General features: G+C 65.6%; 20 protein-coding genes and 1 tRNA gene. 14 read left to right on the top strand and 7 right to left on the bottom strand.

Annotated elements, in window-relative coordinates; genetic code table 11:
• The first annotated feature begins 2 nt into the window (after positions 1-2).
• Both VVR41_RS08485 and VVR41_RS08490 read left to right on the top strand, forming a co-directional pair.
• Positions 3-1,097 (top strand): sensor histidine kinase, encoded by a 1,095-nt coding sequence (locus VVR41_RS08485; protein WP_368524392.1) that lies wholly within the window; start codon positions 3-5, stop codon positions 1,095-1,097.
• A complete protein-coding gene (locus VVR41_RS08490; protein ID WP_321102202.1) occupies positions 1,094-1,681 on the top strand; it encodes a response regulator transcription factor in 588 nt (195 codons plus the stop codon). Before VVR41_RS08485 ends, VVR41_RS08490 begins: the two co-directional genes overlap by 4 nt.
• 74 nt (positions 1,682-1,755) lie before the next feature.
• On the opposite strand, the gene VVR41_RS08495 is transcribed toward VVR41_RS08490, so the two are convergent.
• Positions 1,756-1,839 (bottom strand) — tRNA-Leu (locus tag VVR41_RS08495).
• 187 nt (positions 1,840-2,026) lie between these two features.
• On the opposite strand from VVR41_RS08495, the gene VVR41_RS08500 reads away from it, so the two are divergent.
• From VVR41_RS08500 to crgA, 8 genes are all read left to right on the top strand, one after another.
• Positions 2,027-2,926 carry a DUF3662 and FHA domain-containing protein gene (locus VVR41_RS08500; RefSeq protein WP_368524393.1) on the top strand — a complete coding sequence of 300 codons (900 nt, stop codon included), beginning with the start codon at positions 2,027-2,029 and terminating at the stop codon, positions 2,924-2,926.
• A gap of 21 nt (positions 2,927-2,947) precedes the next feature.
• Positions 2,948-3,394 carry an FHA domain-containing protein gene (locus tag VVR41_RS08505; RefSeq protein ID WP_321102198.1) on the top strand — a complete coding sequence of 149 codons (447 nt, stop codon included), beginning with the start codon at positions 2,948-2,950 and terminating at the stop codon, positions 3,392-3,394.
• On the top strand, positions 3,391-4,827 hold the full coding sequence (locus tag VVR41_RS08510) for a protein phosphatase 2C domain-containing protein (protein WP_368524394.1): 1,437 nt from the start codon (positions 3,391-3,393) through the stop codon (positions 4,825-4,827). Before VVR41_RS08505 ends, VVR41_RS08510 begins: the two co-directional genes overlap by 4 nt.
• A 1-nt stretch (position 4,828) precedes the next feature.
• On the top strand, positions 4,829-6,172 hold the full coding sequence (locus VVR41_RS08515; protein WP_368524395.1) for an FtsW/RodA/SpoVE family cell cycle protein: 1,344 nt from the start codon (positions 4,829-4,831) through the stop codon (positions 6,170-6,172).
• Positions 6,169-7,599 (top strand): penicillin-binding transpeptidase domain-containing protein, encoded by a 1,431-nt coding sequence (locus VVR41_RS08520; protein WP_368524396.1) that lies wholly within the window; start codon positions 6,169-6,171, stop codon positions 7,597-7,599. Before VVR41_RS08515 ends, VVR41_RS08520 begins: the two co-directional genes overlap by 4 nt.
• Positions 7,599-9,149: a protein kinase domain-containing protein gene (locus VVR41_RS08525; protein ID WP_368524397.1), complete on the top strand. Its 1,551-nt coding sequence runs from the start codon at positions 7,599-7,601 to the stop codon at positions 9,147-9,149. The genes VVR41_RS08520 and VVR41_RS08525 overlap by 1 nt, the downstream gene beginning before the upstream one ends.
• Complete coding sequence (gene pknB / locus VVR41_RS08530) at positions 9,146-11,152, top strand: Stk1 family PASTA domain-containing Ser/Thr kinase (RefSeq protein ID WP_368524398.1); 2,007 nt, start codon at positions 9,146-9,148, stop codon at positions 11,150-11,152. Before VVR41_RS08525 ends, pknB begins: the two co-directional genes overlap by 4 nt.
• A 78-nt stretch (positions 11,153-11,230) precedes the next feature.
• The gene (gene crgA / locus VVR41_RS08535) at positions 11,231-11,503 is read left to right on the top strand and encodes a cell division protein CrgA (protein ID WP_321102567.1); all 273 of its coding nucleotides are present in this window, start codon (positions 11,231-11,233) and stop codon (positions 11,501-11,503) included.
• 316 nt (positions 11,504-11,819) lie between these two features.
• Here crgA and VVR41_RS08540 read toward each other — a convergent pair whose 3' ends face one another.
• The 4 genes from VVR41_RS08540 to VVR41_RS08555 all read right to left on the bottom strand — a co-directional run bounded on the left by VVR41_RS08540 (position 11,820) and on the right by VVR41_RS08555 (position 17,099).
• Positions 11,820-12,545 (bottom strand): rhomboid family intramembrane serine protease, encoded by a 726-nt coding sequence (locus VVR41_RS08540; RefSeq protein ID WP_368524399.1) that lies wholly within the window; start codon positions 12,543-12,545, stop codon positions 11,820-11,822.
• 78 nt (positions 12,546-12,623) lie between these two features.
• Positions 12,624-13,148 (bottom strand): peptidylprolyl isomerase, encoded by a 525-nt coding sequence (locus VVR41_RS08545; protein WP_321102564.1) that lies wholly within the window; start codon positions 13,146-13,148, stop codon positions 12,624-12,626.
• A 627-nt stretch (positions 13,149-13,775) separates the two neighbouring features.
• Positions 13,776-16,046, bottom strand: coding sequence for a 5-methyltetrahydropteroyltriglutamate--homocysteine S-methyltransferase (gene metE, locus VVR41_RS08550; RefSeq protein WP_368524400.1), 2,271 nt, complete (start codon positions 16,044-16,046; stop codon positions 13,776-13,778).
• A gap of 33 nt (positions 16,047-16,079) precedes the next feature.
• The gene (locus tag VVR41_RS08555) at positions 16,080-17,099 is read right to left on the bottom strand and encodes a methylenetetrahydrofolate reductase (protein WP_368524401.1); all 1,020 of its coding nucleotides are present in this window, start codon (positions 17,097-17,099) and stop codon (positions 16,080-16,082) included.
• Positions 17,100-17,371: 272 nt separating this feature from the next.
• On the opposite strand from VVR41_RS08555, the gene VVR41_RS08560 reads away from it, so the two are divergent.
• The 3 genes from VVR41_RS08560 to VVR41_RS08570 all read left to right on the top strand — a co-directional run bounded on the left by VVR41_RS08560 (position 17,372) and on the right by VVR41_RS08570 (position 19,343).
• Complete coding sequence (locus VVR41_RS08560; RefSeq protein WP_368524402.1) at positions 17,372-18,034, top strand: hypothetical protein; 663 nt, start codon at positions 17,372-17,374, stop codon at positions 18,032-18,034.
• 149 nt (positions 18,035-18,183) lie between these two features.
• Positions 18,184-18,786 carry a YdhK family protein gene (locus VVR41_RS08565; protein ID WP_368524403.1) on the top strand — a complete coding sequence of 201 codons (603 nt, stop codon included), beginning with the start codon at positions 18,184-18,186 and terminating at the stop codon, positions 18,784-18,786.
• 95 nt (positions 18,787-18,881) lie between these two features.
• Positions 18,882-19,343 (top strand): hypothetical protein, encoded by a 462-nt coding sequence (locus VVR41_RS08570; protein ID WP_368524404.1) that lies wholly within the window; start codon positions 18,882-18,884, stop codon positions 19,341-19,343.
• 523 nt (positions 19,344-19,866) lie between these two features.
• Here VVR41_RS08570 and VVR41_RS08575 read toward each other — a convergent pair.
• Complete coding sequence (locus VVR41_RS08575; protein ID WP_368524405.1) at positions 19,867-20,466, bottom strand: cation transporter; 600 nt, start codon at positions 20,464-20,466, stop codon at positions 19,867-19,869.
• A 596-nt stretch (positions 20,467-21,062) separates the two neighbouring features.
• Between VVR41_RS08575 and VVR41_RS08580 the strand changes: the two genes are divergently transcribed.
• Positions 21,063-22,517, top strand: a complete 1,455-nt coding sequence (locus tag VVR41_RS08580) for a YPDG domain-containing protein (protein ID WP_368524406.1) — start codon at positions 21,063-21,065, stop codon at positions 22,515-22,517.
• 349 nt (positions 22,518-22,866) lie between these two features.
• Here the strand turns inward: VVR41_RS08580 and VVR41_RS08585 are convergent.
• Positions 22,867-23,268: type I restriction endonuclease subunit R, EcoR124 family (locus tag VVR41_RS08585; protein WP_409338300.1), on the bottom strand; the 402-nt coding region annotated here is incomplete at its 5' end.

Raw genomic sequence — 23,268 nt, forward strand, 5'->3', positions numbered from 1 at the left:
TGATGCGCAGCATATACAGCCCCGCGGCTTCGTGGCGTGACCTTGATTCCGCCGGCAAGTTCCTGGCCTACAACAAGTGGTCGATGCAAGGTGGCATCGTCCTGTACGCGGTGCTTCTCGCGGCCTTTTCCGGTTCCGCCTGGGTGATCGCGGCGATTGTAGCCTCCGCCGCCGTCTCGGTGTGGGCGCTGCAGGTCCAACCCGCGCTGCGTCTCAAGGCGGCGCCGGAGCGGCCGAGAACGCTCATCGCCGGCTCCGCGTTCCTCGTCGCCCTCACCGCCGCCGGGTGGCTCAGCGGTTCTCCCACCTTGGTAACTGCGAGCCTGATCGGCTTGGTCAGCGCTTTCACCCCGTTTGTGCCGCGTTGGCGGTGGTGGACGTTCGCGGTCGTTGTCGCGGGCGCGGCACTCCTCGCGTTCGGACTCGAGGCGGCTCAGCTGGCCGTACTGCCCCTGGCCTGCGCTTTATACACCCCACTTATCTTGTGGACAGTGCGCCTGATGAACGAGGCCCACCGCGCCCGCGTCCTCGAATCGCGCCTGCGCGTCAGCGAGGAGCGCCTCCGATTCGCCCAGGATCTCCACGACACTCTCGGCCAGCATCTCGCAGCAATGTCCATCAAGACCCAACTGGCCGCGAAGTTCGCCGCGCTTAACGACGCCCGCCTGACAGGCGAGCTCTCCGAGCTCCAATCGCTTATCGAAGCCACCGTTTCCGACATGCACGGAGTCGTGGACAACTACCGCTCCCGCGACCTCGACCAGGAAATCACCGCCGCGGTCTCCTTGCTGGAGCAGGCGGGAATCTCCGTTGCAACGAGCGGATCCGCCACCGCGCTTCCCACTACTGCGCACGACACCGCCGCCTGGTTCATCCGGGAAACCGCGACCAATGTACTGCGCCACTCGCAGGCCACCCACGTGAAGGTAACGATCGAACCGCGCCGCATCGCCGTGACCAACAACGCCCCGCACCCGGCCGACGGCTCCGCCGGGACAGGCCTGGATAATTTGGCACGTCGCGCGGCCGCGATCGGAGCCCGCGTCGACACCGACCACTCGCCCATCGCATTCACCGCCGCTCTGGAGTTGCCATGATCCGCTTCGCCTTGGTTGACGACGAAAGGCTCGTCGCCGACTCCCTGTCCACACTGCTCAGTCTGGAAGACGACCTCGTTTCTGCCGGTGTCTATTACTCCGGGGAAGACTTCCTCGCTTCCGGATGCCAGGCCGATGTCGTGGTCACCGATCTCGAGCTCGGAGGCGGCATGGACGGGGTGGAGTTGGCGCAGCGCACCGAGGCACCCGTCGTCTTGGTGTCCAGTCACGCGCGCCCCGCCGTGCTGAAACGCGCCCTGGCCGCCGGCATTCAGGCCGTGCTGCCGAAGACCGCAAGCTCGGATGCGTTCGCCGATGCGATCCGGGCGGCCGACAGCGGCAAACGGTGGATCGACCCGAATCTTGCCGCGGCAGCGCTTGCCGACGACGCCTCCCCCCTCACCGAGCGCGAAGCCGAACTTGTGGTTTTGGCCGGCCGCGGGCTGTCCATCGCCGACATCGCCCGATCGGCGCACGTCGCCGAGGGCACCGCACGCAACTATCTGTCCTCCGCCATGGGCAAGGTCGGTGCGGCCAACCGCTTTGAGGCGTACACCCTGGCCCGGGAAAAGGGGTGGGTGTAGCGCCTGGGTGCCCGGTCGCACCCCCGCACGGCGAAACCCCGGGACCGCTTCGGTCTCGGGGTTTCATCCATCTGTGCCCGGGGGGGGACTTGAACCCCCACGTTCTTGCGAACACTGGCACCTGAAGCCAGCGCGTCTGCCAATTCCGCCACCCGGGCGGGCGACTTGCTTAATATAGCACCGCGGAGCGGAAAACCACCAAATCCGGCGCGGGGGCAGCGGAAACGGAATCTGGCAACGGCCTGTCGTGCTCGCGCCTATACGTCGAAAACCGATACTTACCTATACTGTCAGGGTTAACATCCGCACGTGCTACTAATTCCGACTGGAGGGAGGTGCGGGTCAATGGGCCTCATGGACCGCCTCGCCAAGCTGGATAGTTCGCTGCAGCGCGGCTTGGACAACAGCATGGCCGCGATTTTTGGCGGCAAGGTTGTGCCGGCCGAGATCGAGGAGCTGTTGAAGCAGGAGGCACAGGACAGCATCGCCATGTCCGACCGGGACGAAGTTGTCGTGCCGAACGTCTACGCCGTGGGCGTGTCCTCGAAGGATCTGGAGAATCTCTCGCGCGACCGCGACCTGCCGGTCCAGCTTGCGGACCAGCTGGCGCGGTTCATTCGCAACCAGGGCTGGTTCCTCGAAGGCCCGGTGGCGGTGCGCGTCGCCGAGGAGTCCGGGCTGCGCACGGGCCAGCTGCGGGCGTCGTCTTATGCCGATTCCGCACCGGAGATCGGCAGCGGCTTCGACGCGATTCTCGCCGAACCACGTAGGGAAACACGTACGGATCAACCTAACCACTACACCGTCGCGGACACCCGCGACCAGGAGGATCAGATGTCCGAGCCACTCTCGACGAGCGAGCCCAAAGTGAGCCTGCTGCTGCAGGACGGGTCCTCGCGCACCTACCTCGTGCATGAGGGATCCAACATCCTCGGCCGCTCCAACGACGCGGACTTCCGCCTGCCGGACACGGGTGTGTCCCGCCAGCACGCGGAGATCACGTGGGACGGCGAATCCGCGGTGCTGGTCGATCTGCAGTCGACCAACGGCACCACCGTCAACGATGAACCTGTGGAGAACTGGTTGCTTGCCGACGGCGACGTCATCACCGTCGGCCATTCGCACATCGAGGTCCGCATCGTCGAGCCGCGTTCGGGCTTGTCCTCGGACGCAGGCGTCAACCCGGACGATGTCGCCCACCCCAAGACAGAGTTCTTCCCGGGCCAGCGCCTGGGCGAGAAGTAAACCGCGACGTTAAGGAGCCCCATGGATTCCGCCATCATCCTCGGTGCGCGCTTTGGTCTGCTCATCCTGCTGTGGCTGTTCATCCTCCTGGTGCTGTGGGTGCTGCGTAAGGATGTTGTGGCGGCGGCGGGTGTGCGTCGACAAGCGAGCGCCTCGACCCCCATCATGCGTGAGAAGGCGCGCCAGATCGTCGTCGTGGAGGGCCCGCTGCAGGGCTCGCACATGGAAATCGCCAGCGTGGAGGACCTCACGTTAGGCCGCGCCGACACCAATGACTTCGTGCTGGGCGACGACTACGCGTCCTCGCGCCACGCGCGGCTGTTCCGCCGCGGCAGCGAGTGGTTCGTCGAGGACCTCGACTCGCGCAACGGCACGTTTGTGCAGGGCAGCAGAATCGACCAACCCGAACGCGTCAGCGTCGGGTCCGACATCAAAATGGGCCGGACGATCGTGAGGTTGATGCCATGACCCTGAAACTGAACTTCGTCGCCGCCTCCGACTGCGGCCTAGTGCGCAACAACAACGAAGACTCCGCCTACGCGGGCCCGCACCTACTCGTGCTTGCCGACGGCATGGGGGGCCACGCCGCGGGCGAAATCGCGTCGCAGCTCATGGTCGCCCACATGGCGCACCTGGACAAGACACCTGGCGACGCCGACATGCTCGCCCTCTTAGGCGCGGCCGCCGACGACGCCAACGCGTCGATCCAGGCCTCCGTCAACGACAATCCCGAGCAAGAAGGCATGGGCACCACGCTCACCGCGCTCATGTTCAACGGCGACTCCATGGGCTTGATCCACGTCGGCGACTCCCGCGGTTACATGCTGCGCGGCGGCACGCTGACCCAGATCACCGAGGACGACACCTTTGTCCAGTCCCTGGTCAACGAAGGCAAGCTCGCCGCGGAGGACGTCTCCTCCCACCCGCAGAAGTCGCTCATCCTCAAGGCGTACACCGGCCGGCCCGTCGAGCCGCGCCTGGAGATGCTCGAGATCCAGCCGGGCGATCGTTTCCTGCTGTGCTCCGACGGCCTGTCCGACCCGGTCACGGCCTCGACAATTGAGGAAGCCCTGCGCCAGGGCACACCCGAGCTCGCCGCCCAGCGCCTCATTGAGTTGGCGCTGCGCTCGGGTGGCCCGGACAACATCACCGTGGTCGTTGCCGACGTCGTCGCCTCCGACGGTTCCGAGGCGCCGAGCTTGCCGACGTCACCCGTCATCGCCGGTGCCCTCGTGCCCGACCACGAGTCGACCCACCCCGACTCCGCCGCGAGCCGGGCGGCCGCGCTGATGCGCGCGGCAGAAGTTCCCGAGCCGCTCGCCGAGGCCAACACCGCCCAGCTGAAAGGGATGAAAGCCCAGCGCGACCGCGGCAACGCTGTGGCCGCCCCGGTCGCTGCCGAGATCCCCGCCGACGACGAGGAACCCCTCCGAAAGCGCACCGTCTGGCCGTGGGTCGCCGGTGCGCTCGCCCTGGTGCTCGCCGGGGCCGGCGTCGTCGCCTGGCTAAACAGCCGCGCCGAGGACACCTACACCGTGGCCGCCAACGGCAACAACGAGATTGCAATCCAGCGCGTCTCCGGTTCACTGTTCAGCTCCTCTGAGCCGACTGACTTCCAGCTCGCGTGCATCAACAGCCACAACGAGCTGCGCATCGCCGCCGCCGGTGACATGCCCCAAGACTGCACCGTCTTTACTGTCGACGACCTCCCGCCCGCCCAGCAGTCCGCGCTCGAGAACTTCTCGGGCGGCAGCTACGACGAAGCCGTCGGGTTGATGAACCGCCTCGCCGACGCGGCGTTGCCGGTCTGTGTGGAGGAAAAGGCCGAGGAGAAAGCCACGGAAAAGGCCGACAAGGAATCTTCCGCCTCCGAGACGACTACCTGCAGGACGGAGAGCTAGCATGCACCGATTGCTCTCCCGCACCCGCGAGCTGTTCCTCCTGATCTGCTCCGCGCTGCTGTTGCTTCTCATGCTCTTCGGGTTGGAAATGTCGCAGGGCCGCACCCTGTCAACCGAGCTGTTCTACCTCGTCGGCGGCTTCGTCGGCGTCTACGCCGTCGCCCACCTGGCCATTTGCTACGCCGCGCCGTACGCCGACCAGGTACTGCTGCCGGTCGTGGCCACGCTCAACGCGATCGGCCTGGTCATCATCTACCGCCTCGACCTTGCCGAGCGCCCCGGTTACGGCGCACTCGCCGACAGGCAGATCCTGTGGTCCGCGGCCGGCATCGTCCTGCTCGTGGCCACGCTGCTCATCCTGCGCGACCACAAGTCGTTGCAGCGCTACTCCTACCTGCTGGGCCTGGCCGGCCTGATCTTCCTGGCCCTGCCGCTGGTCTGGCCGCAGCCGCCGGACTTCGCCGATGCGCGGATCTGGATCTGGCTTGGTCCGTTCTCGATCCAGCCGGGTGAGTTCTCGAAGATCCTTTTGCTGATCTTCTTCGCCCAGCTGCTGGCGCAGAAGCGCTCTCTGTTTACCGTGGCCGGCAAGCGCTTTCTGGGCCTGAGCTTCCCGCGCCTGCGCGACCTCGCCCCGATCATGGTGGTCTGGGCCATCGCAATCCTCATCATGGGCATCTCGAACGACTTCGGCCCAGCGCTGCTGTTGTTCGCCACCGTGCTGAGCATGGTGTACTTCGCCACCAGCCGCACCTCCTGGCTGATCATCGGCGTCGGCTTGGTCGCCGCCGGCGGTTACGCCGTCTACCAGGTCTCCGCCAAGATTCAGGAGCGCGTGAACAACTTCATTGATCCGCTGGCGCACTACGACACCACGGGCTACCAGCCGGCCCAGGCCCTGTTCGGTCTGAGCTGGGGCGGGGTGACCGGCACCGGGCTCGGCTACGGCCACCCGGACATGGTGCCGGTGGCGCACTCCGACTACATCCTCGCCGCCGTCGGTGAGGAACTCGGCCTCGTCGGCCTGGCAGCGGTGCTGCTCCTCTTCGCCGTCTTCACCACCCGCGGCTTCCACGCTGCGCTGCAGGTGCGCGATTCCTACGGCACGCTGCTCGCCGCGGGCCTTTCCACCACGATCGTCATCCAGATCTTCGTGGTCGCCGCCGGCATCTCTGCGCTGATGCCCATGACGGGCCTGACCACGCCGTTCATGTCGGCCGGCGGATCGTCCATCATGGCGAACTACATCCTGCTGGGCATTCTGCTGCGCATCTCCAACAGCGCGAATCGCCCTGCGGACTACGACGCGGTCTCCCCCGACGCGATGGCGGAGGTGGCCCGATGAACAAGTCCATTCGCCTCGGCGCGCTCGTCTCCCTGTTGCTCACCGTCGTGCTGCTGGTGAATTTCACCGTCGTGCAGGGTTTCCGGGAGCAGCGTTACGCCCAGAACCCGCTCAACGCGCGCACGTTCGTGGAACTCAAGCAGATCAACCGCGGCAACATCAACGCTGGCGGACAGGTGCTCGCCGAGTCCTACCAGGATGAGAACGCCTTCTACCAGCGCGCCTACCCGAACATGCCGTACTCCTTCGCCCCGATCCTCGGCTACGTCTCCGACCAGTACGGCATGGCCGGGCTCGAAGCCGGGTACAACGCCGAGCTGACCGGCGAGAGTGGTCTGCGCAGCCGCTTCACCCGCACCGGCGCGGAGAAGTCCACCCCCGGCAACTCGCTCGAGTTAAGCATCGACCCGAACCTGCAGGCGCTCGGCTTCGATCTGCTGTCCAACCCGGGGTACGAGGGTGCGATTGTGGCCATGCGGCCGTCGACAGGCGCTGTGCTCGCGATGGCCTCGAGCCCCTCGTTCGACCCGAATGCCGTGGCCAACTCCGCGACGGCCGGCCCGGCGTGGGCCGAGCTCACCTCGAACCCGGCGAACCCGCTGCTCAACCACGCAACCCAGGAGCAGCTGCCCCCGGGGTCGATCTTCAAGATCATCACCACCACCGCCGCCCTGCGCCAGGGCTTCACGCCCGAGTCCCCGGTGACAGGCCAGTCCGAAATCACGCTGCCGGGCACCGACGCGGCGCTGACCAACTACGGGGGCCAGGCCTGCGCCGGCGGCGGCACCGTCACCCTGCGCACCGCGTTCGCCCTGTCGTGCAACACCGCATTCGTGCAAACCGCGCTGGACATCGGGGCCGACCCGCTGCGCGAGGCCGCCGCGGCCTTCGGCGTAGGTGAGACCTACGACCTCGGCATCCCCGCCGCCGCCGGTTCCCTCGGAGAGATCCCGGGCGCCGCGGAACTGGGCCAGTCCGCGATCGGCCAGCGCGACGTCACCATGACCGCACTGCAGGCGGCCGTGATGGCCTCGACCGTGGCCAACGAGGGACGCCGCATGCAGCCGTTCATCGTCTCGCGCGTGGTGCGGCCCAACCTGACCACCGCCAGCGAGACGCGGCCGACAGAGCTCAACGAGGCCATCACCCCCGAGGAGGCCGCCGCGCTGCGCGACCTGATGTTCGCCTCCGAGCGCTCAACGTTCGGCTACGACGGCAACGGGTTTGCCTCCAAGACAGGCACCGCGGAGCACGGCGAGGGCGCCGCCCCGCACGTCTGGTACGTCGCCTTCGACCCGGCCAAGGACGTCGCCGTCGCCGTCGTTGTCAAAAACGGCGGTAACCTGGGCCAAGGTGCCACCGGCGGTCAGGTGTCCGCACCCATCGGCCGGACTATTCTCAACGCCGCCCCCGGAGGAGGTAACTAGTGAACGCCGACAACAGGGACGAACTCCAGCAACTCGTCGGGGCCGACTACCGGCTGCAGTGGATCATCGGCCACGGTGGCATGTCCACCGTGTGGCTTGCCGACGACCGCGTCAACGACCGCGAAGTAGCCATCAAGGTGCTGCGCCCCGAGTTCTCCTCCAACGAGGAATTCCTCACCCGCTTCCGCAACGAAGCACTCGCCGCCGAGGGCATCAACTCCCCCAACGTGGTGGCCACCTACGACTACCGCGAGGTGCAGACCAGCGCGGGCTACTCCATGTGCTTCATCGTCATGGAGTACATCCGCGGTGAATCCCTCGCCGACCTCATCGCCCGCGAGGGCAAGCTCGACGAGGCGCTCGCCCTCGACGTCCTGGAACAAGCTGCGCACGGCCTCGCGGTGATCCACCGCATGGGCCTGGTGCACCGCGACATCAAGCCGGGCAACCTCATGATCACCCAGAACGGGCAGGTCAAGATCACCGACTTCGGCATCGCCAAGGCGGCCGCCGCGGTGCCTTTGACCCGCACCGGCATGGTGGTGGGCACCGCCCAGTACGTCTCCCCGGAGCAAGCGCAGGGCATGCGCGTGACCTCCGCCAGCGACGTCTACTCCCTCGGCGTGGTCGGCTACGAGATGCTCTCCGGCGCCCGGCCGTTCACCGGCGACTCCTCGGTCTCGGTGGCGCTCGCGCACGTGTCGGCGGCGCCGCCGGCGATGTCGACGTCGATAAGCGCCCCGGCCCGCGAGCTCGTCGAGATCGCCCTGCGTAAGGACCCGCAGGTGCGCTTCCACGACGGCAACGAGATGCAGCTCGCCGTCGCCCAGGTGCGCAAGGGGCTGCGGCCCGCGCAGCCGAGGGGCGGGGCGACCACCCAGGTCGCCGTCGAGCCGTCTGCGACAGCCTCGACTCAGATGCTGGCGTCGGTAGCGCAGCCGACGACGATGCAGCCCGCCGACTGGCGCGACGGCCGCACGCGCGCGGCGGCCCCGACCGCCCACGTGGCGCAGCGCCAGCGGCCGGCGGTGGAGCCGGAGGACGAGAAGCGGGGCGGTTTCGCCCTCGGCCTCGGCCTTGCCGCGGTGATTCTCGCCGCTGGCGGCGCACTCGTGTGGGCGTTCACGGCCGGCCCCCTCGGCGGGAATACGCAGGTGACGTCGACGACTCCGACCATCATCACCGAAACCGAGACGGTCACGCCCACTGAGCGGCCTGCGGCACCCACGACCGAGCGAACCGCGGAGCCGAGCACGCCGCGCGAGAGCCGACCCAGTTCGGAGCCGAGCTCACCGCGCGAGAACCCCGGCACCCTCACCATCTCCGATGAGCCGCCGACACCCGTGCCAGAGCCGGACCCCCAGGAACCGCCGACGCAGCCTCTTCCGGAGGACGACACGATCGCTCCCCCCGAGGCATCTACGGCACCGGCGCCGTCCAACCCCGCCCCCGGCGGGGCCGACGCACCCGCGGAAACCGTGGCCAACGGGCCGGTTGCCGCACCCGAGATTCAGCTCCCCCCGATTCCCCAGATTGGCGGTACCCCATGACACTGATCGCTGACCGTTACGAACTCGGCGAGTCCATCGGCACCGGCGGCATGTCCGACGTCTACGCCGCGACCGACACCGCGCTCGGCCGCACCGTGGCCATCAAGATGCTCAAGCTGGACATGGCGCGCGATGAAAGCTTCCGAGAGCGGTTCCGCCGGGAGGCGCAGAACTCCGCGCGCCTGAACCACCCGAACATCGTCGCCGTGTTCGACACCGGCGAAACCACCATCGACGGCCTCGAAGTGCCCTACATCGTCATGGAGATCGTCCACGGCCGGAACCTGCGTGACATCGTGCGCGAGGACGGCCCGCTCACGCCGCACGCCGCGGCGGAGTTCATGCTGCCGGTCACCACTGCGCTCCAGGCCAGCCACGACGCTGGCATCATCCACCGCGACATCAAGCCGGCGAACATCATGGTCACCAACATGGGCGAGGTCAAGGTGATGGACTTCGGCATCGCCCGCGCGCTTGACGACGCCACCTCGGCCATGACCCAGACCTCAGCGGTCATCGGCACAGCCCAGTACCTCTCCCCGGAGCAGGCACGCGGCAAACCCGCCGACGGACGCAGCGACATCTACGCACTCGGCTGCGTCATGTACGAGGCCGTCACGGGCACCCCGCCGTTCGAGGGCGAGTCCCCGTTCGCCGTGGCCTACCAGCACGTCCAGGAGGATCCGGTCCCGCCGAGCGAGCACATCTCCGGCCTGGCGGAAAACGAGGCGGTCAACATCGACGCGGTGATCCTCACCGCGATGGCGAAGCACCCGGCGGATCGCTACCAGACGGCCACCGAGATGGCCGAGGACCTGCGGCGCCTCATGCGCGGCTCGGTCACCCAGGCCGCGCGCACGCACCTCGCGTACAACCAGCCGGCCCAGGACCGGGGCACTTACCAGGACGCCACGATCGTGTCTGGTTCTGCCGTCGCCGCCCGCCCGGTTGAGGTGCTTCCGGAAGAAGACGATGCCTGGTACGCGGACGAACCCGCTGCCAGCCGCTACGCCGAGCACCGCCGCGCCAATGAGAAGACTTCCGGTGCCAGCTGGATGCAGTGGGTTGCGGCCCTGCTCGGCCTCGTCCTGGCCGGAACGATGGCGTACATGGCGTACAACTTCTTCACCGACAGCGGTGGGCGCGGCTTCGGCCTGCAGGAGACACTGGTGGAGGTACCGGAGCTTGCGGGCATGACCCGCGCCGAGGCCGTCAGCACGCTCGAGGGCATGGGCCTGCAGGTCGCGCTGAGCGACACCCCCAGCCCCGACGTACCGCGCGGCGAGGTCCTGGGCACGAACCCGACCGCCGGCTCGCAGCTGCGCCCCGGCACCCTGGTTACCGTGTCAGTCTCCTCGGGCCGCGAGCTGACCGATGTCCCCGACGTCACCGGCCTCAACCCGCAGGACGCCGCCGCCGCGCTTGCCGACGCCGACCTCGAGCTCAACACCCAGTTGCGCAGCGAGTTCAGCGAGGACGTGCCTGAGGGCGAGATCATCTCGCAGAATCCCGTGGCCGGCGCGCAGCTGTCCAAGGGCTCACAGGTCTCCGTAGTCGTGTCCAAGGGCCACGAGAGGGTCACCGTGCCGTCGCTCGTGGGCATGGACGTCAACCAGGCCAGCGCGATGTTGACCTCGATGGACCTGCGTGCCGCGATCACAGAGGTCGACTCCGAAAAGCCCGAGGGCGAGGTCGTCGCCGCCGCCGGTGAGAACACCGATGTCGAGACCGGCACCGCCATCGAGCTGCGCGTATCCAACGGCATGCTTATGCGCATGGTGGACATCGGGCGGATGAACCCGCGCGAGGCCGACGACGCTCTGCGCCGCGCCGGCTGGCGCGGCCGCCTCATCGCGGGACCGACCGTGCCCACAGGTGCGGCGGTGGACCAGGGCCTGATCGGCCACCAGTCCGTCGAGCCAGGCCAGACGATCCGCAGGGACCAGGAAATCCGCTACAACCTGTGGGAGTTCGATCCGCTCGCGCTCCTGCCCCGCGGGTAAGCACGCAACGGGTGGTAAAGTTCCGCCCAGGACAAGCCCGCCGGTGCGCGGCGGGCTGAAGAAGTGAAGGGTATGTAGATGCCAAAGGCAAAAGTCACGAAGGACACCCACGCAGCGCCGAGCTCGCCCGCAGGCGTGTCCCGCACCCCGGTGAAGATCAACACCGGCGGAACGCCGCTGTGGTACAAGATCATCATGTTCGGCCTGATGATCCTGGGCCTGGCATGGCTCATCGTGTTCTACGTCGCGGGCGACCAGATCGCGTTCCTGCGCGAGCTCGGCCCCTGGAACTACCTCATCGGGTTCAGCGGGCTCATTGCCGGGCTGTTGATGACGATGGGTTGGCGCTAAAAGTCGGGCGTCGATAAGCGTCTTCCGCGTTGTGCGGGAGGCGCTTTTTTCGTGCCTGGGGGTCTGGCCAAATCGAACAGAATACAACCGCCGCAGTAGGTGTTCGCGGAGACACGCCGGGGTTGCGGCTTGTTAGTTTCCCACCCCCCAAAGTTATCCACAGGCTGTGTAATCTTTTGTGGAAAGAGCAGTTATCCCCACCTGTGGATAAACCTGTGCACTACTTGCGCACATACGAAAGGTGAGCGAGGATGACCAGCGCAGATGCAGGTAGAGGTGCTGAGCACACGCGCGGTTCGCCCCCCTGTTCTAGGAATTACACGATTGTATCTATCCACATTGTGGGCAAAGCCTGTGGAATTATCCCCGTGGGTACAACCTGGGGATAACCCGTGGACAACTCCACAACCACCCACGCGGCCGCGGCAAGCAGGGCCACAACCGCGCCTGCGGACCGGGTCGCCGCGCGCGGCGAGGTCACCGGCCACGCGGCTGCCGCCCCCACCAACAACCCGCCCAGGTGGCCCCACAGGCTCACCCCGGACGTCACCAGGGAAAACACCACATTGAGTACGACCAAGGCGAGGGGTGCGCGCAGGTCGGTCCGGCGCCGGTACGCGACCGCCACCAGCACCCCCATCAGCGCATACATCGCCCCGGACGCCCCCGCCGTCGGCGTATCGAAATTCATCGCCAGCACGCTTGCCGACGACCCCAGCACCCCCGCCCCGTACACAAGCACATACGGGCCCGAGCCCACGAAGCGCTCCACCTCCGTGCCGATCAGCGCGAGCATGAACAGGTTCACGAAGATGTGCGTGGGGTCAACATGGAGGAAGCCCGCCGCAACCGTGCGCAGCCAGCCCCACTCCTCGCCGCTGGCGAGCGGACCGTACAGCACCATCCGCGTGCCCAGCGTGGAACCCCACACAGGGTTGGTCAACGACTTCGCCTGCATCGACGTGAGCGCATAGACAGCAAGGCACGCTAAGGCGATGGCGGCGGAAACAGGGGTGCGGTGGAAAAGACGGGAAACGTTCATGTTTAGGCGTGGTGCTCCAGGGTCGCGAAAGGCCCCTCGCCGCCAATCAAAAGCGAACGAGGGGCCGAACGGTGTGACTTAGTTCTCGATGTCGATGGACTCGATCACGACATCCTCGACCGGGCGATCCATGCGGCCCGTGCGGACCTTCGAGATCTCCTCGACAACCTTCTGGGACTCCGGATCAGTGACCTCGCCGAAGATCGTGTGGCGGTTGTTCAGATGCGGGGTCGGCACAACCGTGATGAAGAACTGGGAGCCATTCGTGCCCGGGCCAGCATTCGCCATGGCCAGCAGGAACGGGCGGTCGAACTGCAGCTCCGGGTGGAACTCGTCCGCGAACTGGTAACCCGGGCCACCGGTGCCTGTGCCGGTCGGGTCGCCGCCCTGGATCATGAAGTCCGGGATGATGCGGTGGAAGATCGCGCCGTTGTAGAACGGGCCCTCCGTGGTGCCGCCGGCATTCTTCGTGGAGTAGTCGCCCTCGCCGTTGGCCAGGCCGACGAAGTTCTCGACGGTCTGCGGCGCGTGGTTGCCGAACAGGTCGATGCGGATGTCGCCGTGGTTGGTGTGCATTACTGCAGTCTGAGTCTTCATAGTCATGCTGACCAGGATACGCGGGAGTGCGCGAGGTGGTGGTGTGTGGGTTTGTGGGCGGGTTGCGTGGGGGTTGTGGGTGGGTTGTGTGTGAGCGGGCGTGGGCGTGCGCGGCGCAGGGCGAGCGAGTACGACCTCAGCGACAGCTTTCCTGGAGTTTTGCTCGCGGAACGCGCTTGAGGACGTGCACGGGGCGAGCGTGGCACACGACGAGCGTGGCACACGACGAGCGTGGCACACGACGAGCGTGCACGACCTCAGCGACAACGCTCCTGGGGTTTCGCGCGCGGAACATGCTTGAGGACGTGCACAGGACGAGCGTGCACGACCTCAGCGACAACGCTCCTGGGGTTTCGCGCGCGGAACATGCTTGAGGACGTGCACAGGGCGAGCGTGGCACACGACGAGCGTGGCACACGACGAGCGTGCACGACCTCAGCGACAACGCTCCTGGGGTTTCGCGCGCGGAACATGCTTGAGGACGTGCACGGGACGAGCGTGCACGACCTCAGCGACAACGCTCCTGGGGTTTTGCGCGCGGAACATGCTTGAGGACGTGCACAGGGCGAGCGTGGCACAGGGCGAGCGTGCACGACTTCAGCGACAACGCACCCAACGCTCCCCAGGCGCTATCTAACTGCCATACTTCCCTGCCACGACCGCGTCGCGGGCGGCGACCAGGTTGCGCAGGGAGGGCTCGACTTCGGCGTAACCGCGGGTCTTCAAACCACAGTCGGGATTGACCCACAGTCGTCCGGACGGCACGTGCGCAAGCGCGGCGCGCAGCAGGTCAGCGACCTCGTCTTGGGAGGGCACGCGCGGGGAGTGGATGTCCCACACGCCCGGGCCGATCTCGGAGTGGAAGCTCGAGTCGATGTCCTCGAGCAGCTCCATGCGGGAGCGGGCGGCTTCGATGGAGGTGACGTCGGCGTCGAGGCCGGCGACGGCGTCGATGATCTGGCCGAATTCGGAGTAGCAGAGGTGGGTGTGGATCTGCGTGCCCGGGCGCGCCTCGAGGGCGACGAGGCGGAAGGCGCGCACTGCCCAGTCGAGGTAGGCGGGGCGTTCGTCGGCGCGCAGCGGCAGGAGTTCACGCAGGGCGGGCTCGTCGATCTGGATGACTTTGATGCCGGCGGTTTCGAGGTCGCGGACTTCGTCGGCAAGCGCGAGCGCGATTTGGTCGGCGGAGACGGCGAGCGGGACGTCGTCGCGCTTGAAGGACCAGGCCAGGATGGTGACGGGGCCGGTGAGCATGCCTTTGACGGGCTTGGTCGAGAGTGATTGGGCGTAGGTGGCCCAGTCGACGGTCATAGGGGCGGGACGGGAGACGTCGCCGACGACGATGGGTGGGCGGGTGCAGCGGGAGCCGTAGGATTGGACCCAGCCGTTGTCGGTGACGACGAAGCCGTCGAGAAGCTCGGCGAAGTACTGCACCATGTCGTTGCGCTCGGCCTCGCCGTGGACGAGGACGTCGATGCCGATCTGTTCCTGCAGCTCGATGACGTTTTTGATTTCGGCTTTGAGGGCGTCGTTGTAGTGGGCGTCGGAAAGCTCGCCGGCCTTGTGGTCGGCGCGGGCCTTGCGGATCTCGGGCGTTTGCGGGAACGAGCCGATGGTCGTCGTGGGCAGGTCCGGCAGGCTGAGTTCCTCGCGCTGGATGCGCTGGCGCTCCTCGAAGGCGGGGGCACGCTTGACCTCGCCCGCGGGAAGCTTATCGACGCGCCCCGCAACCGCCTCGCTGTGAATCGTCGCCGACTCCCGGCGCGTGCGCACCGCGCGGTCGGACTGGGCGAAGGCCTCGACCGCGGCGTCGGGGCCCGCGGCGAGGGCGGCGACTTCGGCGATCTTCTCGTCGGCAAACGACAGCCAGGGGGCGACCTCGACCGGCAGGTTGCGCTCGGCGTTGAGCGTGTGCGGCACGTGCTGCAGGGAGGTCGAGGTGGAGATGGAGACCCGCTCCCGGCCCAGGGACTTTAAGACCTCGGTGCGTTCGCGGAGGTTGGCGGCCCAGACGTTGCGGCCGTCGATAAGCCCTGCAACGAGGTGGATATTCACCGGGAGCTTGGCGACGCTCCCCGGGTACCCACCGTCGGACTCGAGCGCCCACGGCGCGAGGTCCACGTGAAGTGCCTCGGGGGCGAGCTCGGCGAGCACAGGCAGCGCCTCGCGGGCGGCGCCGTACGGGGTGGTCAGGTAGACATTCGGGCGGTTGTCGCTGGCCAGGAGGGTGCTCCATGCCTCGCGCAGGTGCCCGGCGATCTCGGCGTCGGGCGTGGACAGGTCGGCGACGACGGCCGGCTCGGCAACCTGGACCCACTCCACGCCGGCGTCCTTGAGCGCGGCGAAAATCGCGCCGTATGCTGCGGTGACTTTGTCCAGCAGGGACCACTCGGCGGGCTTGGACAGCGCGAGCAGAGTGACCGGGCCGACGAGGTAGGGGCGCACAGTGTGTCCGGCCTCGCGGGCCTCCTCGACAATGCGGACGATGCGCTCCGGCACCGGGGTGATGTCCTGGCCGGCGGCGACCTCGGGCACCAGATAGTGGTAGTTGGTGTCGAACCACTTCGTCATCTCGAGCGGCACACGGGAATCGTTGCCTCGTGCAAGGGCGAACTCCTCGTCGAGGTCAGTACCGCCCGGGACAAGGCCTACGGTCAGGGCGGTCTCGAGCACCTGGTCGTAATGGGCGACGTCCGCCGGGATGGCGTAATCCTCGGTCAGCCCGAGGTCGCGCAGGTGGTTGTACGTGTCAATGCGCAGGGCGCGCGCCGTGGAGCGGAACGTCTCGGCATCGATGCGCCCGGCCCAGTACGACTCAAGCGCGCGCTTGAGCTCGCGGTTGGCTCCGATACGTGGGTAACCCTCGATGGTGATTGTTGGGAATGTCGTCGCTGTTGTTGTCACTGTTGTTGTCCTTTAAGTCAAGAGAGTGTGTGGTCAGGGTTGGGGAATGCCCACGCGGTCGAGCAGGTCGCGGGTGACGCGGATGTCGTTGTGGGTGTAGATGTGCAGCCCGCCGGCGCCGGCGTCGAGGATCGCGCGGGCGAGCTCGGCGGTCATCTGCATGCCCACCTCGTATTCCTCCTCCGGGGTGGCCGCGGCGGCGAGGCGCGCCGTCACCCGCTCGGGGACAGTGATCCCGGACAGCACGCCCATGCGTTCAACCCGCTTCAGGCTGGTCATGGGCATGATGCCCGGGATCAACGGGATCTTTACCCCGGCGAGGCGGGAGGTTTCGGCGAACGTGGTGTAGTCCTGCGGGTCGAAGAACAGCTGGGTGATGGCGAAGTCGGCACCGAGGCGCTGCTTAGCCAGGAGTACATCGAGGTCCTCGTCGAGGTTGCGCGATTCCGCGTGCCCCGAGGGGTAGCAGGCAACTGACAGGGCGAGCTTGCCGGCGGCCAGGCGAAATGCCTGCTCCTCCTCGACGTCGCGGATCAGGTTGAGCAGGTCCGTGGCGTGCTGCAGGTAGCCCTCCGGCAGGCTGGTCTGGCCGGGCGGCAGGTCGCCGCGCAGGGCGAGGAAGCCGCGCACGCCGGCGTCGAGAAGCGCGCGGATCCAGTCCACGAGCTCGTCTTTCGTGCCCGCGGTGCAGGCGAGGTGGGCGATCGGGCGCAGCGTGGTGGTGCGCGCGATGCGGGCGATGAGCTCCGCGGTGCCGGTCAGCCAATCGGAGCGGCGTGACGAGGTGACCGCGACGTAGTCGGGTTCATAGGCGGCGAGCCCTGCGATGAGCTCGTCGAGGCGGGCGAGGTCGGTGGTGGCGGTGTTGGTTTCAGTGCCGGCGAGGCGCGGCGGGATGAGCTCGAAGCTCAGCGCCGTTTTTGCCCGGCGCCTCGGGGCGGCGGGTGTTTCGTCGGGGCGGTCCAACGGTGCCGAGGCGGAGACCAGCGGAAACGCTGTGCACACGCGCGGGGCAGGGGTGGACAACCGCGACGAAGGGAGATTCTCACGCATGAGAAATGACCTTTCGTAAGCGGTGTTGTGTCGCCGGGCCCGGCGCTGGAGAAGCAACGTTGTTAGACAACATAAGGAGGCCGAAAACCTGAAACAATCAGCTCTGTCTACTTTTTGCTATCCACGCAGGTCATGACGTGTGCAGAATTGAATATTAATGCCCAGTGAACGGCCCATAATGGACAGCTCTGTTCACTTTTTCGCGCCCCCGGAAACGTGCGGGCGGCTAGGATTGCACCCAGTTAGGCAGTGATAAGTAACAAGGAGACACCATGAACCTCATGACCGCACGCCTGGCGCTGAGCGCCGCCGGCTCCGCCCTGGGCTACTTCCGCTCGCTGGACGACAAGAAGCAGCGCGAGGTTTACGACGCCATCGTCGATGCCATCAAGAACGACGACATCGACAGCATCGAGGACCTGGCCGACGTGCCGGAGCTCGAGGGCGTGTACAACGCCGCGCGCGCCGAGGCCGGCGACATCACCCGTTCCTCCCGGGCCCGCCTTGCGCGCCGCCGCACCGAGTTCGACGCCTCCGCCCCGCTGCGCGAGGCACGCATTGAGCAGCTCAAGGCCGAGGCCAAAGCGAACCGCGGAAACTCGGGCGCCGCAAAGGCCGCCGCCATCCTCGCTGGCGCCGCGGCACTCGGCGGCATCGGCTGGGCCGTGTACACCTTCCTGGTCAAGGACCGCTTGGGCACGAACGACGACATCACGTTCCGCCCGATGGCTCCGCGCACGGAGACCGACGAGCGCGGCAACGCGACGCTGGTTTACTCCACCACCACCGAGGACGACCGCGAGGCGCGCGTCGGGTCCGCCGGCCCGCTCGGCGAGGAGCCGGCGGAGCGCGACGAGGAGCTTCTGAGCTCCATCGATGCGCAGCTGTCCACGCTGGACACGCTTGACGACGACCAGCGCCGAGGCACCCGCTAACCCTCCTTTCGCCCCCAGGCTGGTGGGCTGCGGTTGTGATTCTTTCCACGCTCCTGGCGTTTGATACCCCGTGGGGGTACGGCCGGGGTACGGTGGGCACCACAGTTGCCATTGTTGGCAATGGTTTCCGTCTAGCAAAGGAGCGTTCCATGAACCGCACCCTCACCGCCGCCGTCGCGGCCTCGGCCCTCGCCCTCGCCGCCTGCTCGCCCGCGGGAGAGACGGCCTCGACACAGGTCTCCTCGAGCGCTGAGACGAGCACAGCGACGAGCACGCAAACCAGCTCGAGCGCTGCTGCTGAAGCGGGCCACGTCCACGACCACGGGGACCACCCGTCCGACGGCGGCCCCGCCCCCGCCGGCATGGTCGAGGCCACCAACCCGACCTACCCCGTTGGCACCGAGGTCACCCTGACCGGCGATCACATGCCCGGCATGGAAGGCGCTGACGCCACCATCGTCGGGGCCTACTCCACGAACACCTTCGCCGTGAGCTACGACCCCACCGACGGCAGCCCGCGCGTGACTAACCACAAATGGGTTGTGCAGGAAGAGGTCGTCGGTGACGGCGAGCTTTCCGAGGGTTCCGTTGTCACGCTCAACGCAGACCACATGCCCGGCATGGCGGGTGCGACGGCGACGATCGACTCAGTGACCGATCAGACTGTGTACATGGTCGATTTCGCAACCGACGGCATGACCATGAAGAACCACAAGTGGGTTGTGGAGGACGAAATCGCGCCGCGCGCATAGCGGTATTCACGCGTAGCGTTGGTGTAGGAGCGGTTGCGCCGTCCGCGTAACCGCCTTATCATGTTGATACGTCACCAATTAATCCAGGAGGAACCATGTTCAACCCGCTGAAGCTCATCCCGACCGGCATCAACACTGCTCAGGACTCCGCCAGCTGCAAGGTTGCATCCGCAGCGCTGCGCGCCCCCATCGGCCTTTTCATCCTCAACTCCGGCGTAGGCAAGTTCAGCGCCGACCGGGAGACCGCCGAAGGCCTCCAGGGCATGGCTGCCACGGGCTTGCCGTTTGTCAAGGAGATGGACGCCGAGAACTTTGCCAAGCTGCTCGCTACGGCTGAGACCTCCCTCGGCGCCGCGCTGCTTCTCCCCTTCATCCCGAACCGCCTCGTCGGGCTCGGGCTTACGGCTTTCTCCGCGGGCTTGCTGTCGATGTACTTCGGCAACCCGGACATGACCCGCGAGGACGGCATCCGCCCCTCCCAGAGTGGTACGGCACTGGCCAAGGACTCCTGGCTTGCCGCTGCGGGTGTCGCACTCGCCACGCTGCCGCGCCGCTAGTTAACACCCCACGCCGCACCCTGTCCGCGACCCCGCGGGCGGGGTTTTCGCGTACGTTGCGGTCGGTGTGAGCACGCTTATCGACGCCTCCCCAGCCCCCCCTCCGCTCGAGCTAAAAACACAAGGCTAAGAATCCACGAATAGTCCGGAAAAACCCGCATTCTTAGCCTTGCGTTCTTAACCGGAACCGGAACCAGCGCCGGGAGTTAGTGGACAGCACCTCGGTGGTAGCCCAAGGGACTGAAGTTGGCATATCTAGCGGTTTTCGGGCCGAGGTAGGAGTGCAAGGCTTGTTTTGGCCCGATACTAAATGTTCTGAGCAGTGGGTATGTGGGAAAGGGACAAACTCTCTGTGTCTAACCCGCACGTAACTCAATTAGAAACCACCTACGCGGGGTCAAAAATGTGCGAACCACTGCTCACTAGGTCTACCAACCGAGCTCACGCCATCCAAAGGTTCTGAAGCGCTCCTATCTGACCCTGCCGGAGCGCTGCCGATTTTGAATACACCCACGTACTACCGCTAGTCGTCCATCTCCGCGAACGCTTCCTCGACGGAGTCATGCTCCTCACGGGATTCGCGCCACACCTCGATGAACGCTCCGATGTTGATGGCAGCGATGATGAGTCCCGCCACGATGTCGAACCACGCAGTCGGCCAGACGAAGGTAAGAACTCCCGCGACGATGATCAGCACGTTGGCGAGCGCGTCGTTGCGCGCCGCCAGCCACGCCCCCGTCGCCAACGACGTACCAGCATTGCGCACGCGCAGAAGGATAAAAGCGCACACAGCGTTGACCGCAAGTGCGCCGATAGCAACGAGGGTTAGCGAGCCCGGCTCGGGTGGGACAGGATTTGCGATCTTGCCTGCGACAGTCACCAACGCGGCAATCGCCGGGATCAGAATGAGGAAAGCCAGCACCGCCCCCATCACGCGGCGGCCACGGGCCGACATCGCCACAGCGAAGAAGACCAGCAGGTTGATTGCGGTGTCCTCGAGGAAGTCCGCCGAGTCCGCGAACAGGGCCGCAGATCCAATCGCCACCGCCGCCACAAACTCGACGAAGAAGTACGTGAGGTTGAGCAGCGCTACTACAAGCACTGCGCGGCGAATAGTGTTCATTGTTTCGTAGAGGTTCCTTCTCGATACACGGTGTCTCTAATGCGTGCACAGTCCAAACGCAGAGTGCCTCGAGGCTCGAACACCTACGAAGCCAGGCTCGCTTTCCAGCATCCCCACGTACGGGGCTACTTCACCACATTCCCGGGTCACGCCGCTTGGGCCGCCAGGAAATCTATAAAGGCAAATTTCGATCCACGTCCCGGGTCATATATGGATGCCTTTTCCGTGACACTGGCTTAGCTTCATTGAAGCTGCGGGGCAGCTTAACCTAAGGTAAACGTATGCTTGTAAAACGTCTTATCTCGCCAAGTATCGCAGTCGCGCTTGCGCTCACGACGGCAACTGCTGTTCCCGCGGCCAACGCGCTTCCTGCTAACCCTGTTTCTCCTCCCGTCGAGACCAACGGTTCGTGCACCGCATCTCTATCCACCTCCTCGAAGGTCACGGTTGAGGGAGATCCAACTGGTTCTCACGGTGCGCAGAACAACAAAGGACTTTTGGGCACCGTATCCATCGGAGTGCAGAACTGGAGGGGAAGCGATGGGTCCCCGAATTTCCGTCCCTGGGTTCGTACGTACGGCATCGCAGAACGATGGATGACAAACACCAGCATTGACTTCACTACGAGTGGCATTCCGGGTGACTACAGCGTCAGCGCTCACACTGACCCGATCCCCGTCGACATTCATACCGTTCCCATCACCAAGTCCTTCGAGCCGGCCCCCGGAGAGAACGGCAGTTTCACCGCGCACCTCGGCGATCTCAACGCCAACAGCAAAGGATGGGGGCCATCGGCCACAAATGCCGCCATGTGGTACGCCCTTGGACCGCAAGGTACGGTCGTAGGCAACAACAGTGCCACCGGAGCTCTGACGCTGAACACCACCGTTCTTCCCTGGCCGCAGGAAAACATCGACTGCCAGCCGCTCGGTGTCAGCGCATCCGCAGCACGCGTTATCGCTACAAATAATTCCCTGCAGAACACCGGTGCCTTTGTCACGAATGGTGACACGAACGACCACGCTCGTATGTACGGTGTGGCCTACGTACCCCGCACTAACGACAAGGTTGAGGGCGTCGAGGTAGAGGTCGCTCCCGATGGAACTGTTTTCATTAAGGCCGACCCGAGTGTGCGCGCGTTAACGGACAAGTTGGAGATCCAGCTGAAGGCTCGGCCACGCGACGACGAAGCCACCTGGGAGGCTTACAACGTTGACGGGAATGTCGGCGACCGATTCGTCGTGTTGCTGGATCACAAGCCCGGCTACTTCCACGCCATCACTAACCCCAGCGTTTCGGTTACCCTCAAGCAGAACCAGGACACCACGCTGCCCGAGGGCACCACATACACGCTGAACGGCGATCCAATCACCGACCCGGCTCTCGAGGGTTGGGAGTACGAACTCAATGAGTCCACAGGTGACCTCACCGTTACCCCGCCCGCAGATGCGAAGACGGGCAACTACATCGCCGTTCCGGTACGGGTTGACTACCCGAATGGGTATTTCAACGAGATCACCGGGCTTGTGACAGTCGTAGAGCGTGACTCGATCACTATCGTCAACCAGATTGAGAATGAAGATGGCAGCGTAACCATCGAGTTCTCCGACGGAACCGAGGTCACCGTTCCCGTGGGCAAACCAGGACCGCAGGGCCCCGAAGGTCCGCAGGGCCCTCCCGGTGAGCCCGGTGAGCCCGGTGAGCCCGGCCTAAACGGTCGCTGCGTTGCCACCGTCTCCGCGTTCGCAATCCCGCTGGTTCTGCTGGTCCCGTTGGGAATGGGAAGCCAGATGAACATCCCTGGTCTGACTCCTCTGGCACAGCAGGTGCAGCAAGCGCTGAAGGACGGCAATACTCAGCTGCAAAATGCCCTCAGCATCCACAACCCCGAGATTGCTCGCGCTGTGAATGATTTCAGCAAGGGTATGGGTGCAGATGCAGGACGTATCTTCGGCGGAGCAGCAGCCGTAGCGATCGGTCTCGCCGCCCTCAGCATTATTGCTGATTCGTGCACCCCAGGCGACAGCATGTCCTCTGGATCCAGTGAGTAAGTCTCACTCGCTGTGATTGATCCCAACGGAAGGGACCATTAGCAGCCAAAGGCACTTGTGGCCCATCGATTCTGAATCGGTGGGCCACTTTCGATGTGCGCCTTCGGAGTAAGTGCTTGAGAGCTGAATGTGGGGGGTAATGAACAAAATGTGTGCCTGTCCCGCGATACGCCCGAGCCAGTCACACATTTTCTCCATTGACCCGCGCCGGAGCCAGCCGGCAGCTCCACCTCCAAAAAGCCCCGGCGGGCACGGACGAACTCGTCGAAGGCGATGTCCTGGTGTTGGAGGTTCTCGATGTCGTGCACGCAACCTACCTTGCCTCCATCCGGGAAAACCCCCAAGGCCACTACTGTTCCTCCGCCTTAACTAGGCCGTAAAACCTGTCAAAGAATGCCTGGAGTTGCTGAATCACGCGCTGCTTCTTCTCACTGTGGCCACCTTTGGCCGCAAACCGTGACACGGGCGGCAGCACCTTCGTGAGCGAGGTGCCTGAGGTGCGCAGTATGCCTTCGCGAAACGCCGACTGCATAAAGTCGCGCGCGGGACCCGGGTGAAGGCTTTCAGCGTTGATGATCGCGTCGAGCTCCTCGCCGCACTTTTTGGCGACGAATGCCTGCCATTCCTCATCCACCGCACTGTCAACAGACACGTCGTCGACGAAGGCGTCGATAAGGTCTTTCTTGTTGCGCAGGCTCGGGCTCGCGTCGACAGCGCGGGAAATCTCGGAGCGGATCTCTTTGTCCTTTCC

Source organism: Corynebacterium sp. LK2510, from assembly GCF_040946405.1.
Lineage (GTDB): Bacteria > Actinomycetota > Actinomycetes > Mycobacteriales > Mycobacteriaceae > Corynebacterium.